Origin of the sequence: Flavobacterium sp. UBA7682 (assembly GCF_002482945.1) — a bacterium.
Classification (GTDB): Bacteria; Bacteroidota; Bacteroidia; order Flavobacteriales; family Flavobacteriaceae; genus Flavobacterium.
The window spans coordinates 104,445-119,244 of record NZ_DLGY01000038.1; the positions used below are offsets into that span (position 1 = coordinate 104,445).

Below are 14,800 nucleotides of genomic sequence, written 5' to 3' on the forward strand. Positions count from 1 at the left end.
ATGATTAGGTATTGTTATCAAGTTTACCTTCCACTTGTCTTTCATAAATTTCCTGTAAACTCCTGCTAATAATTTCTTTCTTTCCAGGGTCAAGATCTTTTTCAATCATTGCTTTTACCGAACTTGTAATTGTATTCCATGCAATTTTAGGGTTGCCAAAATCACTTATCGGTTTTGCCTGATAGGGTAGTGACGAAAATCGGCGAAGATCATATTTGCCTTTTCTCCCCCAATCGTAGAAGTCTAAAATGACCGGTATAATTTTTATTTCATCACCCTCATCATATCGATTAATAGCAATTGTAATTTCATTATCAACGATATATTTTGTACTGTAAAAATATTCACTAATCATAAAGAAAACAATGTCAGCTTCTTCAAACTTACTTTTTATTTTTGTATCCCATTCATCGGCCGGATTAAATATTGTACAATACCAAGGTTGTTCTATGAGGTCATTATCAATAAGTGGTTGTAAAAACCTTATAAGAGTATGTACCTGAGCCAAATCTTTCTTCGAATAAGAAATAACAACTTTCTTTTTCTTTATTGGCTGGTCAATAAATGATTCGTAATCTTTAAGTTTAAAATATTTTTCTTCTTTTTTAGTATTGTTGAAATCGGATAATTTCTTTTCGGAGAAAGTATATTTACCAACAGCTGCATTTTTCTCTAAAACCTTTTTAGAGATGAAATCAATACCATTTAATGTAACCATTTCTTCAATATCAAATCCCAGATTGACTTCCCTAATATACTTAATAACTTCCTCAGTGAAGAGGTGTTTCTTGGTGTTTGACAATTCATATATATCTATGCATGCATTGCCTTCTTCATTGCCAAGGTGAAATTTAATCATTACAATTTCTTCAGTTCCAGAATCCTTTATTACTAATCCATCTTTCCAATAATAGAATATTTCATTGTTATTGTCTATCGGAATTTGTGAGCTAAATTTTTGAAAAATGCTGAGAATAACACTTTTATGAATAAAACCATTGTATTCAAATCTCCTGTAAGGTATTAGTTTGTCATTGAGAAACAATTTTATTTTGCCGTCCGGTAGTTTGGGCAAATAAAGTGGTGCTATAAACAAATCTGAATAAGGATGTTTAAAAATCATTTTAAATTCCTGCATCATGAGCAGTAGATCATCAACAGTATTATTATCGACTTTCAAGATGCTTATCACATAATTTCTATCAAATTCTCCTTTACTGTCTTTTAAGTTCTTTAGAATATTATGAATACTTTTAATTATCCATTCCTTATCGATATATACTTTTTCCTCTTTATTTTTATCAGAATATAAAAGGACTCCAATTTGAACCAAGTACTTTACCAATCGCCTGCATTGGTCTTCAGTAATTGGGGCTCTAAGTATCTTGTTGCAATAGCTGAGAAATTCCTGAATAGTTATGATTGGTTTTCCAACGTAGGAGGGAATGTTGTTTTTAATTGGCTCATAAAATTTTGGGAGATTTGCACCAATGATATTCATACTATTAAGTATTTCCGAGAACAAATTATCAAAATGATCCGTATTCCTTTTTGGTTGTTTGATAGAAATATTTATAATATCATATATGAATGGATAATTGTCCGTTAAGGTCTTATTGTATACAGGAAAAATGGCCGAAGCATTTGAAACTTTATTTTGAATCAAAAGCAGGGAACTGTTGTAGGTGTTTTCACGTTTGATTCCTGGTTCAATATTATCCGTTTCAATATCTTTTGTGTAAAATTTTACGGAGTCGAGCCAATATTTTATTGGATAGTCCTGTGTTTCAATTTCAATTTCTATTCCTTCCTCTGTTTGTTGAAGTGATTTTCTCAGGTTTAAAGAATTTGTTTCTTTATCCCAAAGTAATAAGTAAATTGTATTTGTACTAAAAAAGAGGTGGTGCGTGTCATGAAAATAATCATGGCCCCCGAAATCAAAAATATGTAGTAGACATTCATCTCCAATTGTTGCAATTCGATATTTGCTCTTAATTGTTTTTTCGACCATCCAAAGCGTAGGTAAATGAGGTTTTTCAATATCTTTTTCATTGTCAAGATACTTTACTAAGGTTGTTTTACCTACTTCGCTATTACCAACAAGGATAATCTTTATATCTTTATTAATATATTTTCCTCTATCCTCAATGTCTTTAAATAAGGCAAGTACGGCCTCTTTTCCTATGTTAACAATTTCCATTGGAGGTTGCTCCAAAGGATTCCGTGCAATACTGAGCGTGTTTATTCGCCATTTATCATTTACTATACCAATATTTGTAATAACATTGATAAGGGGCTTCAGAATTTTAATTTGATTGCTATGAAGGTCAATTGTTTTGATTTTAGGTAATCGACTTAAGAAAGTAACAGTCTTTATTTTATTATTGCTTAGGTATAATTCTTCTAAGCCCTTTAAGTTGTCTAAAACTTCCACTTTGGAAATTTCATTATTATTAAGATGTACAATTTTTAGATTGCTTAACTTATTTAATCCCTTCAAGTTTAACAGCTTATTATTACTGAGGTTTAGATGTTCTAATTTTTTAAGCTTGGTAATAGGAGTGAAGCTATTTATTTTCCATTCATTTTCGAACTTGTCACCAAGACTTCTCCAGTCTCCACCACAGATTAAGACTTTAAGTTCTGTCAATTTGCTAATATCTTCCGGAAATGATTGAATATTATTTCTTCTTCCGTTGTTTTTACTTGAAATTTTTCGCCATTTACCATCAATATACTCTGACCATTCATTGCTTAAAGTTAATTCTTCCAGATGAACACATTCAAAAAGCTCAGGGACTATTGTTAAATTAGTCAATCCGCAATTGCCTAAGTCTAATTTTTTATACTTGTTTTTAAGACATTCTTCAATCAATGTACTTGCTAATGTGAGATCAGTATCAGTTAAGTTCTGTTCTAGTGTTGTCTTGATTTTAATATCATCATTCCAGATAGGTTTAATAAAGGGTAAATAAAGAATACGACTGTATAATGCTCCTGTATTTATTTCATTTAAAGGTCTTACTTCAAGGCTTTTAAAAAAACTAAACAATTGGTTCAATGATTCCTCGCCTTGGTATTTTGATGAAAAAAGTTCTTCAAAAACTTTTATTCTATGGTTGTCAGAAAGCATTGTTAGGCTTGTAGCAGGAGAAAGTAAAAATATAAAGGCATTTTTAATGCTTGAACTTAACGAGTTGATGTTTTTAGTTTGTTTGTACTTAATTAAGTTCAAAAACCAATTATTTTGACGAACAGCTGAACGAGCTAAAATACGTTTGTCAGGGTACTTATTCCAAATGTTTTTGCGATATGCATGGTAGTCAATATATGAAATTAATTCACCACAGAGTTCTGTAAAACTTTGTTGTTCTGTAGAAGTGATATTGTTATAGAATTCTTTAAAAGTTAAACTAGACTTATTGAACTCTTCTGCTAAGTTTGTGTAAAAATTTGGATGTGTAGTGTTAAATTCAAGATATTCATTGAATTTTATTGCAGCTAATCCAAAATAAAAGTCTTTCTCAAATCGTATTTTTTTAATAATTTCATTTTCTTTTATATGGCTAGCTTCCGCCATTATAACTTGTTGCGCACTAGGAATGTCTGTGTGCAGATCATTCCTTTCAAAAATATATGGTGCCTTTCTATCAAGAGAGCAAAAGGTTAAGCTAATTGCTTCTGTACCGGCAGTTTCATAAAATGCACTTCTCATTATATTAAGGCTAAAAGCTGGATGCAGTTTACCTGCTCCTGTACCAAGTAAAGGAGTGGCAATTTCTCTAATGTTTCCTATTTGGAAAATTTTGTCTGCAAGTCTTTTACCTATAAGTCTGATAGCATAATATGCGCCTTGATTTCTATCAACTGTACAAACTAAAGCTATGTGTTTAATTTTTTTTCCCTGACTGAAAGAATATATCTCTACATCGCCTAATGAATATTTTTTCTTTTCCCATTCAATATTGGAATTGCTTAATTTTTCAATCCCAACGTGGAATGAATGAGAAATGGTACCTTCAGTAGATACCGGAACAACCCACAAGTCACAATTAACATCAAAGATGTCTTTATTTAAAAAATCAAGCATTTGTATGTGTTTTTAATTTAAAGAGCTGATATGTTTTTATTGTAACCTTAAAGTGTCATGAACAACAGATTCGTATATCATTTTCATCACATCCCAGCTAATTATCTGCTTACTTCCAAGATCAAATAGTTTACCTTTTAGCAACTGTGCCCAGCTCTTTTTATTTAGCACAGTAAAATATTCCTTAAGTTCTTCTAATTCTTCAAAGATTATATTTTGACCGTACCCTAATTTTTCTAACTCAATTTTTAAATCGTCAATTTTTGAGCTAAGTTCAATGTAGTCATCGGCAATTGAATTATAATTGGGGCTGGCTATTTTTCTTTTTTCTTCCACATACCGTTTACCGTTTAGTGTTAGTTGGGCATCGGCCTCACGGCTTATATTATTACTTGCGATAAAATCATTACTTTCCAGAATGGAAACGTATTCAAACTCTTCGCGCGTTTTTTTTAATGTTATTCCATTTCCTTCGAGTATCTGCTTAACAGGGTATATGCCGTCACCATATAAATCGTAAAGTTTACTCAACAACAATTCTAAAATTTCTTCAGATGTGTAGTTCTGCCTAATGGAAAGATTTATTTCTTGTGGTTTGGTATATATGTCTGAAATACTAACCATTTGAAGAATGAATTTTAAATACCGCAAGTCGGAGGTTATATCTTCTTTTTTTTCTTTTATTTTTTGCTCTATGGGTTTGGGTGGACCACCAAAATTATATCTATTAGAATTCCCCATTTTAAATTGTAAAACATAATAATTGTTGCTGTCAAACCTATCTGTTAGAAAGGTGATCACTTCATTTCGCCAAACTTTGTAATTATCGGTGAAAATTTGAAATTCATCACTGTCTTTAGAACTAAATTCTAAAAATGATTTTCCTTTTTCTGAAAGTTCTTCAATTTCAGTAACAAAAGAAGTCCATTCAAATGTATTTGTATTCATATTATTTTGGAGATTAAAAGTTTTATTTAAAAGTTTTAAATATTTTGAGCATCGAAAGGTGATGCTCACTTTAATGCTTACCTGTTATCTCTTTCTGACAAGTAATTCGAGACTGTTTATTCTACTTTTTTTAAAATATTTTTCTTGCTCTTTTTGAATTTGCTTGTTGTCATAAATTCCTCTTAAAAGTTCATTTATCCAATGCTTGAGAAATTCTGTTTCATAAGCATCCGGAAGTTTTTCTTTTTCTGCATAGTACAAGTATTCGTATTCTGATTTTGGGAACATATTATGCAAATCACTTTTTGTATAGAAGGATTTGAAATAGCTTTTCGAAGTAATTTCATTTTTGCTTGTCAGATGCTCTTCTGAATGTACTATTATAGAGATTAAAGTTCCGGTTTTACAATGTTGCTTTATTTGAGATATAAAATCACTTGCATTCGGTTTTGTGAAAAAGTGTAACAAGTTTGAAATAATTATTGCATCAAAGAAGGTGTCTTTAAAATTTTCTGAAGAGAATTCATTTGAAGAGTAGTTTAATCTATTAGCTTCATAACCTGATTCTTTAACCCTATCACTTAAATAATTCAATTGCATTTCATCTGTATCTATTGCAAATAGTTCGAAGTTTGAATCCAAAAAATCTAATAAATAAGAGCTTTGCCCACAACCTATATCAATAATCTTCCCAGTACTTTCTGTACTATAATCTTTTACGGGATTGTTAAACCCTGATAAAAGTTGTTCGTTTGAAAACCACTCAGCATAGAGTTTCCAATATAATTTCATTACATCAATCATAATTATTGTAATTTAAGTTTGGCAGCAAGTGATAATCGCTACAAACCGCTAATGATTTTGCTTTAAAATAGTTGAGCTTTTATTTGATAAGTGCGGGGCAAGTTGTCTAAACAAATGAATGATAAAAATGATAAAACATCAATACGTGTAAATACGTAATTTATTGTAAGATACTTAGGAATGGTCGACTATAAACTCTTTAAAATTATTTTCAGAGCGAGAATATTTTATGGAAATTGTATCTATGTTTTTAAAATCAATATCACAGTATGGATTTTTGCCTTTTTCAGTATACATTTTCATCATTGTAAATTCTAATGTTTCGTCGTTCATTTTAGAAATATAACCTAAAAACTCTTCTTTGTTATTTATATATTTAATATTGATTTGACCAATTTCTGCAAGATTATTTGCTAATTCTAATTGTAAATTTGGAATAGTAATTTTCATGTTTGTAAATTATTTATGCTAGATTTATTTAAGGTTATTCAAAATCAAATATACTTAATTTCTTTCATTTATTTTTCTTCTCCCAGCGTCTATATGTATAATAAATCATATTATCTTAATCTTTTTGATTTAAAAAAAATATTTTACAAAATAAGGATTTTAAATCACTATTATGTTTATATTTGTAGTGACTTAAAATCACATTTGTAAATGTTGCATATTTCTGATAACTTAAAATTTCTTCGCAGCAAACGGAATTTATCGCAACAGGCGGCTTCCGAAGGAATGAAATTTGGGCTTGATCAATATAAGAAATATGAGTATGGAAAAAATACGCCGCCGGCTGAATCGCTGTTGGTTATTTCGAGGTTCTATCATATAAGCATTGATTTGTTGCTGACTGTTGACCTTAGAAAAGTGTCTATAGATGATTTAGTCAAATTAGAAGATAATCGGATTGTATTGCCCATTACTGTTGACGATAATGGGGATAATATGATTGAGGTGGTTACGCATAAGGCGAAAGCCGGTTATGCTGCTGGCGGTTACGCCGATTTTAGCTTTATATCTGAACTCGATCATATCTACCTACCCTGGCTGAATAAAAATGAGAAGCATCGTGTGTTTCCTGTAGACGGCGATTCAATGCCTCCACATAACAATAAGTCCTCAATAATTGGAAGGTATGTTGAAAAGCTTGGGGATGTATTAGACGGCAGAACCTATATTATCATTACCAAAAACAATGAAATGGTATATAAACGCCTGAACAACAATGGTAAAAATATGTTTGTTTTAAATTCAGACAATTCACTTTATAATTCCTATGAAATCAAATTTTCTGATATTGCCGAAATATGGGAATATGCTGGTAGCCTTGAACGTGAACATTTCAAGCCTGAGACTTATGATATGAACAATTTAGCTATGGTAATAAAGAAAATTGAACGGGATATGGGGGAAATCAAAGCAAAAATTGCTTGAAAATAATTCAATAATTTTCTTAATAAGTTGTTAATCAATCAATTTACGAAATGTGTAAAAGTAGACTTAAAATTGTAGTTTTGTTTAATATAATTGACGGTAAAAATTAGTATGGCAACGACGTTATTTGAAGAAAAAATTCGTGACCTTAACTTCTCTTTTTTAGATAAAAAAGATGAAGGCGGCGTTCTGTTGACGCAAAATTATGAGAAGCTTGAAAAAAGACTTGCTTCACCTGATATTTTATTTGCTTTAGAAACTGCCAAAAGCAAATTTAATGCCGATGCGGTTCATTTTCGCTTTTTCAAGGATGGGCGTGCGGCTGTTCCACAATTATACCTATTTGACTACACTAATAAAGTTTTAACCACTGAGAAAAAAAATCAGATTCACATTGAAATGTGGAATGGTTATCAGGTTCCTATTTATATCATAGTAGAAAAAATGAATGTTGGAGTTTTCGATTCAAGGGAAAAACCCGACGAAGACAATGATAACTATGCTAGCGAAATTATCATGCTGACGGGCGAGGCTATCAAAAGTTTTAATGCACAAAGTTTTAATGACGGATTATTCTGGGAAGAACAAAACGAGAAAAAGCACTTCAAGTTTGAACATTCTGCTGCAAGGGATTTAATCAGGGAATTAAAAGAAGTTTATAGAAGTTTTCAGGTAAAATCGGGATTAAATCGTCATGTAGCCTTGAAGTTACTTGTACAGAGTTTATTGATTAAATATTTGGAAGAAAGGGATGTAGATAGCCACAGCGGATATTTCGCTGGGACATATTTTCAAACCCATTTTAAATGCCAGGATTTTTGTGATGTAATCCGAAAAGGAAAATTACTTGATTTACTAGACCAGTTGGCCAAAGATTTCAATGGAAAAATATTTGAGTGGGATCAATCAGAGGAATTAGAGGAAAGAGAAGCCATCAGGAAGACAGGTGTTGAGGAACTTGCCAATTATCTTGACGGGAATGTCCTGGACAATCAATTTGTATTTTGGAGACTATATTCATTTTCTCATTTACCGGTAGAAATATTAAGTTCTGTCTATGAGGAATTATTGACAGATAGTAAAGATATTGTATATACTCCTGAAATGATTGTTGGTACATTGGTAGATGAATGTATGCCACTGAAATCACCAAAAGAGGATTTTAAACTTATCGACGTAAGTTGTGGGTCTGGAATCTTTTTAGTAAAAACCTACAAACGTATTGTTCAGTGGTGGCGTTATGAGCAATGGCAACAAACAGGAAAATTAATTAAGCCGCCGCTATCTGTATTAAAGGATTTACTCTTAAAAAGTATTTATGGTATTGATATTCAGCAGGATGCTATAAGATTGTCTATTTTCAGCCTTGCGTTAGCTATTCTTGATGAAGTTGACTTAGACCCAAAAACATGGGGTAAACTGAGATTTCCGGATTTAAGTAATAATATTGTTACGAAGGACTTTTTTGAGTATATTGTAGACATTGATAAAAACGACTTCGACCTGGTAATAGGGAATCCGCCATTTAACCTTGCCCCTGAAGAAGGGAAAGAACCAAGCCGTAAAAATTACTTCAAAGCGTTAAAGGCAAGAATAGGTTATAAAAGCAACATCAATATACCTGATGAAAACCCTGCTCTACACTTTTTGGTACAATCAATGAAGTTACTTAAAAAAGACGCCATTCTTTGTATGATTCAGCCTACGGTACCGATAATGTATCAGAAGGATAAAACATTTAGGAGGGAACTATTCTCAGTATATAATTTATTGCAGGTTATAGACTTTACAAAATTGTCTGATAAATTATGGGGAAGCCGTACGATTGCTACTGCTGCTATTTTTATGCAAAATTCTGTACCAGATAGTGAACCTGTTCTGCATTTAGTAGCTAGCCGCTCTTTTGCAAACAGAAGTAGATTATTTTTAGAATTTGACCATTACGATTTTCACTTCATAAGCAAAGATGATATTTTAAATAATCTGTATATCTGGAAAGCAAATTTATTGGGAGGCGGAAGAATTGCCCAATTATTGGAACGATTTTCAAATGCCAGAACTGTGGGCCAATATATTGAATCCAAAAAAACTGATGGTTGGGTTAAAGGCGAAGGATTTATAGAAAATGCCAATGGCAAACCTGCAGATTATGTGACCGGAAAAAAATATCTTCCTGCCAGTGCATTAACCGAGGAGGGAATTGATAAATCGCAAATAGTTACCTGCGAGGTCTCACATTTCTTAAGAGCAAGAAATGAATTGATTTATACACCACCTCATATTCTGTTAAGGGCAAATATTGGCACAAGAGGATTAATAGCAAACCTTTCAGACGAATATTTGGTATTCAGAAATAAAATTATTGGCATACACGCTCCCGATAATGACCGGGAAGAGTTAACCAATCTGGTAAATTATTTAAATCATTATGGTAAATTATTAAGGTTTGCAATTTTAACCACAAGTAGCCAGATAAAAGTAAGCAGGCATTCTGTACCTATGACAGAGGATTTTATGGATCTACCTTACCCGGAAAATCTAAAAGATATGAATACTTCTGCCGCAGAAGATATTTTAATTGAAGATGTGCTTAAGTATCAATTATCAAACGGTAATTTATCGGTAATATCGGAACAGAAAAACATTAATCTATATTCTAACATATTTTGCCAGACATTGAATAGTGTTTATGGAATTGAAGGTAAATCGTTTCAACTTTTCAAACAAATCGATGCCGGTAAATATTACGCGATGCATTTTGTATATGGTGGTGATAAAGTAAGTGCTGCTTATGAATCTACCGATAATCTGGAACGATATATTTCAGTTATAATTCCAACACAAAATGATAATAAGTCTGTCCAGGTACAAAGAATCATGAAGGTGTATGGGCAGAATTGCATTATAATAGTGAAACCGAAACAACTTCGTTATTGGATTCCATCGATAGCATTGTGGGATGCAGATGAAACATTTACAGACTATGTAAAAGCCCGATACGAAAATGCTTAAGGATAGTCCGCAATCATATCAAGCCCCGAAGCCTTCAGATCTCGATGTAAATTATACAGTCGAAGTTGATACCATACTTGAATTTATAGATAAGAATATTCATAGTTTTAAACCGTACTATGACACTATAAGGGATTCTGAAAAAGAAAACAGAGTAAGTGATTTTTTAGTACATCATTTTCAACTTTGTAAGGCTGAACAGAATGGATTCCTACCTTATGATTTTCGAAAAAATCCAACACAGGAATCATCAGATAAAGAAACAGATATTGGCGTATTTGTTTTAGCCAGAGGAATAAAACCAGTTCCTATAATTGAATTTGAGGCAAAACGATTTTCCACCTCATCCAAGTATAAGGAATATGTTAGTGGCTTGCGTGGCGGAATTGAGCGCTTTAAAAGAGGGCATCATTCTTCACACTTAGTGGTATGCGGTATGTTTGGATATGTTCAAAGCCATACCTGCAGTCATTGGATTGTCAAAGTGAATGATTTTATTACTGAACTTTCCACTACAAATAAAGACACGACAATTGACTGGAGTAACCCGTCAGAAAATTTAATCGCTGTAAGTGCTTTGACCAATGTTGAGAAATTAGGTTCCGTAACTGTCCGCAACAAACCTTTAAAAGAAATGCATTTGTGGCATTACTTTATTGACCTTAATTAGATAGGAAAGATTTATACTCAACCATTGCCCAATTAGTATATAATAACATAAATATTTTGTTTTTTAAGAATATACGTTTAGCAAATACTGGTAACTTATTTATAGGCCTAACAAAATCATACTTATTGCCTACTTTGAGTTTATTGTTCTGATAATCTATCTATCGCGAATATATTAAGATTTGCATCCTTCATAGAAGAAAGATAAATAAAAAAAATGCCATTGGCATCTTCATACTGTGGTATTTGACTATCCTTAATCCAGATTGAATTTAAATCCCCAAACCTCGCAAATGTTTCAAATTGCTGCTACCTGCTGGTTCGTATACTAAAAGCGCCAAAAATTGATTTTAAAATTAATTCAATGTCTTCAAAATCTGATTTGTTCGTAGATTTTAATTTTTCTCTAAATTTTTCTTGAGTATATATTTTTTCAGATATCTCACCTTGATATTGTTTTTCTTTTTCGTTGTAAGCTTTCCATTGGATAGGAATTATGCTATTTCCTTTGTTTAAAACATCTCTACCAAAATACATTTCAATTCCACAAGCTAAACCGTTCACATTCATTTTTTTTGCGCCTGTTGGCCCTATTGTTGGATATGATTTAGCTGAATTTAAGTCAGGATATTTTAAGACTCTAATATTTAGTGGTAAATTTAGTTGTGCTAATCTTTTCATTTCCATTATACCAGTTGTATCATTGTCAAATATTACAATAATTGGATGTTTAACATTTGAAGCAGCTAAAGCAGTTACAAGTTTAACTAAAGCAGATGCATTACTCTCTACTTTAAATTCATCGAAATCCATAAAATGATAATAAGGAAATAAATGTGGATAAAGTTTTTGCAATGATTTACTTATGAATTCTGTGTCTGTTTTCCCTTCTCCTAAAACAATAATTTTTTCAATAGTTATTTGTTTTGTTTCAGATTCTTTAACCCAACCCCCATATATAACTTCAGTTAAATCATATTCAATTATTGAATCTTCTGGTATTACACTTAAAATTGAATATAGAAATCCTGGTATTGATTGTCCAATTATTGAAAGTTCATTAGCGATTAAACTTTCTTTTAAATTTTCATATAAGCCATTATAATTTTTTTCTTTATTTTTAAGAATTATTGACAACTCATTTAAGTAATTTTTGTAAGTGACCTTCCCAATTGGAAAATCATATATAAACTCTTCTCTTGAAACTATACGAGCTTTTTCAAAATCTTTTTTTGCAATCGATAGACTGTTACCATATATTTCTAATCTTTCTTTACAAATTTTAGCAGTTTGTACGAATCCTTTGAAAATATATTTTCCAAAATCATTGTCATCAATTCCCCAAGCAATTTTATTTCTCGTCGCATTTAATCTTTCTTCAACAATAAAATCTTCTGGCAAAAAAAGGCTATTTACAACTGCATGATTATATGAGTTTTTATTAGTAAATATTGGATAATCATTAAATGAAATATGTGAATATGATCCCATAGTTTATAATTTATTGAGATTGTAGGCAACGATCAGCGGCTTGGCGAAGTGGTGGCTTTTTAATGTTTAGTTGTAAATATATGAAACTTCAACTTAACAGTTTCCGGCTAAGGAAATAGGACCAGCTATTATGCAAAACGGCTGTTATAGGCAGTTTTTAACTTTCCTTTTCCCGAAATAACTTTATTTCACTACCAAAACCTTGACGCTCTTTTGTCAATTTTGTTATGCCAATCATTATTGCATGCACTTTCATATCATGAACATGCTTGTTTGCAATAATACTGGACACTTGTGAATCATCTTCAAACGCAACAGTATTTAAAGCATCCAATACACATTTTGTTAAGTTGTCAATATCAACTTGCTTAAATCTTCTTTCAGTAACAGAAATTGAGATTAGAACTTCTACTAAATGCGGTTTGTTAATACGCTTTCCTTCTTTAAATACTTTAGAAGCAACATTCCGTAACTCATTTGTAAACTCTAAAACAGCATCAGCGTCTGGCTTTTTGGTATAAAATATTTTTAATTCTTCTTCAGTTCCATCATCATTTATCTGTATAACATCTGCAGGAACAAATTTATCTTGTTTAGTTGGAATTGGCTTAGTTCCAAACATTCCAAATAAATAGTCAATATTAGGGTTTTGTACAAAGGTTTTATTTTTTCTTTCCATTTTTCTGATGAGTTCAGGGAGATTATCTATAACGTTTTACTACTAAGCGAGGTTGCCGATCAGAATGGGTTGAGTTCTCTCTGTCGAAGATAGAAATTATTCATGAGGAAACTATTCCCGGCTGCAAAATCTCCGTGATTACGAATACAGGCTGTTACCAGAGGATTTTTCTTTTTCTCTTTTTTTCTTTTCAAGCGAAATAGCATTTGACAAATCTTTCTGAAACTGACTTTTATAATATTTGTAATGTTCGTTGCCACCAATATTTTTATAGCCTAACTTCATTTCAAAAATTATTTGGTCTTGTAATTCCGAAATAAGAACTTTCATTTCTATAGGCTTGGGAATAATTGTATATGCTGCTTTGGTGCTCAAATTCCCATCAGATTTCACATAATAATACATTGCAAAATATACATCTGAAATCGTGAGCGCTTTGCTTTTTAGATTTTTTTTGTTAGGCAAATATGCTTTCGATAAAACATTAAGTCTTGAAACTTTATTTATCAATGTTTTCATATCGAACATTTCTGTGAAACTTTCTCTATTGCTGGATAATTGTTCCAAATGTTTGGGTAACACTTTTCGTTTTTCTAGAAATTCGACTTTCTGTTCTGTGTCTTTAAAAAGTATAAATAATCCTCTATAATAAGCATCTAAAAAGAGTAGTATTTCAAGAATTTCTTCGAGCTTGCCTAGTCGTAATTGCCTTTTTAGATTTTGTCTTGTAAAATAAATTGTAGCAATTGAAATAGCAATAGCTATCGATGAAAACACGACAGGAATGGTTTTGTAAAAATCAACTTCCATAATATTTTACGATAAAGTTTACTTCAATCTCAGGTAAAGTTCCGCCAATTGTTATCAGTAGCGAGTACGGAACGATTTCTTTCTGGCTAAGATAAGATTTTCCATTCGAAAATCGACAACCGACTTAAGCATATGAGCTATTGCGTAAAGCCACTGTTATCAGCAGTATGTTTTATTCAAATATTTCTAACAAACTTATTCGGTCATTATCAGAATTAAATTCGAACATTTTTTGATGATGAATTTTTCTTCCAGTTTTTTCGGTATAGATTTTTCTAATCATTTCAGATGTATCTAACTCAATTGACAAAGCTTTGATATCTAAATTATAACATTCCGAGTAGGACTTATGTTTTGTTGATGGAAAATTGTCTTTAAATTCAATATTATATTTTGGTTCAAAGTATTTTATTAGTGCTGCTTCTGTAAAATTTATTTTTTGTTTTTCAGAAATTAGATGACCATTGTTATCGAACATATGGTTTATTTTTTCTTGTTCTAATTGAGCATCTTCCTCAGTTATTTCTGGTGAAGAACTCATTCCAACCAACATACTTTGTTGAGCAAAGTTTGTAAGCATAAACCAGATGTCTGAATCAGGATATAAAGCTGAAGCATGAGTGTAAATTTTTTGTACTGTTTCATGTGACGATAATCTATCCAAAGCAGTTCTGTTACCATCTTTTCCATAAGCCTGTCCAATGTAAAGAATCTCATAATCTAATTCTTCATCTTCTATGTTTTCCTTTACCATATTACTGTCTAAAAGAGTACTTGGTCTAGCCACCATTAATGCTTTTTTTTGGTCTTTAAATGCAATAATGTTAAATGGGTATTTAGTGTACGTCTTCAAACTAAATTGG

General features: G+C 31.4%; 11 protein-coding genes. 3 read left to right on the forward strand and 8 right to left on the reverse strand.

Going from position 1 to position 14,800, the window contains the following annotated elements; translation table 11 throughout:
• Positions 1–4 precede the first annotated feature (4 nt).
• The 4 genes from B3C16_RS11395 to B3C16_RS11410 form a co-directional block, all read right to left on the reverse strand.
• On the reverse strand, positions 5–4,090 hold the full coding sequence (locus B3C16_RS11395; protein ID WP_291131776.1) for a leucine-rich repeat domain-containing protein: 4,086 nt from the start codon (positions 4,088–4,090) through the stop codon (positions 5–7).
• 36 nt (positions 4,091–4,126) lie between these two features.
• The gene (locus tag B3C16_RS11400; protein WP_291131778.1) at positions 4,127–5,038 is read right to left on the reverse strand and encodes a hypothetical protein; all 912 of its coding nucleotides are present in this window, start codon (positions 5,036–5,038) and stop codon (positions 4,127–4,129) included.
• Between the two features lie 84 nt (positions 5,039–5,122).
• Positions 5,123–5,842: a class I SAM-dependent methyltransferase gene (locus B3C16_RS11405; protein ID WP_291131780.1), complete on the reverse strand. Its 720-nt coding sequence runs from the start codon at positions 5,840–5,842 to the stop codon at positions 5,123–5,125.
• Positions 5,843–6,016: 174 nt separating this feature from the next.
• A complete protein-coding gene (locus B3C16_RS11410; protein ID WP_291131782.1) occupies positions 6,017–6,292 on the reverse strand; it encodes a hypothetical protein in 276 nt (91 codons plus the stop codon).
• A 210-nt stretch (positions 6,293–6,502) separates the two neighbouring features.
• On the opposite strand from B3C16_RS11410, the gene B3C16_RS11415 reads away from it, so the two are divergent.
• The 3 genes from B3C16_RS11415 to B3C16_RS11425 all read left to right on the forward strand — a co-directional run bounded on the left by B3C16_RS11415 (position 6,503) and on the right by B3C16_RS11425 (position 10,958).
• On the forward strand, positions 6,503–7,276 hold the full coding sequence (locus tag B3C16_RS11415) for an XRE family transcriptional regulator (RefSeq protein ID WP_291131784.1): 774 nt from the start codon (positions 6,503–6,505) through the stop codon (positions 7,274–7,276).
• A gap of 111 nt (positions 7,277–7,387) precedes the next feature.
• Complete coding sequence (locus tag B3C16_RS11420; RefSeq protein ID WP_291131786.1) at positions 7,388–10,288, forward strand: HsdM family class I SAM-dependent methyltransferase; 2,901 nt, start codon at positions 7,388–7,390, stop codon at positions 10,286–10,288.
• Entirely contained in the window at positions 10,281–10,958 is a 678-nt protein-coding gene (locus B3C16_RS11425; RefSeq protein ID WP_291131788.1) for a hypothetical protein, read from the forward strand. The genes B3C16_RS11420 and B3C16_RS11425 overlap by 8 nt, the downstream gene beginning before the upstream one ends.
• Before the next feature lie 308 nt (positions 10,959–11,266).
• Here the strand turns inward: B3C16_RS11425 and B3C16_RS11430 are convergent, their stop codons facing one another.
• From B3C16_RS11430 to B3C16_RS11445, 4 genes are all read right to left on the reverse strand, one after another.
• Entirely contained in the window at positions 11,267–12,448 is a 1,182-nt protein-coding gene (locus tag B3C16_RS11430) for a HEPN/Toprim-associated domain-containing protein (protein ID WP_291131790.1), read from the reverse strand.
• A gap of 157 nt (positions 12,449–12,605) precedes the next feature.
• The gene (locus B3C16_RS11435; protein ID WP_291131792.1) at positions 12,606–13,127 is read right to left on the reverse strand and encodes a RusA family crossover junction endodeoxyribonuclease; all 522 of its coding nucleotides are present in this window, start codon (positions 13,125–13,127) and stop codon (positions 12,606–12,608) included.
• 138 nt (positions 13,128–13,265) lie between these two features.
• Positions 13,266–13,937, reverse strand: coding sequence for a hypothetical protein (locus B3C16_RS11440; RefSeq protein ID WP_291131794.1), 672 nt, complete (start codon positions 13,935–13,937; stop codon positions 13,266–13,268).
• A 172-nt stretch (positions 13,938–14,109) separates the two neighbouring features.
• On the reverse strand, positions 14,110–14,800 hold a 691-nt coding region (locus B3C16_RS11445), incomplete at its 5' end, for a hypothetical protein (RefSeq protein WP_291131796.1).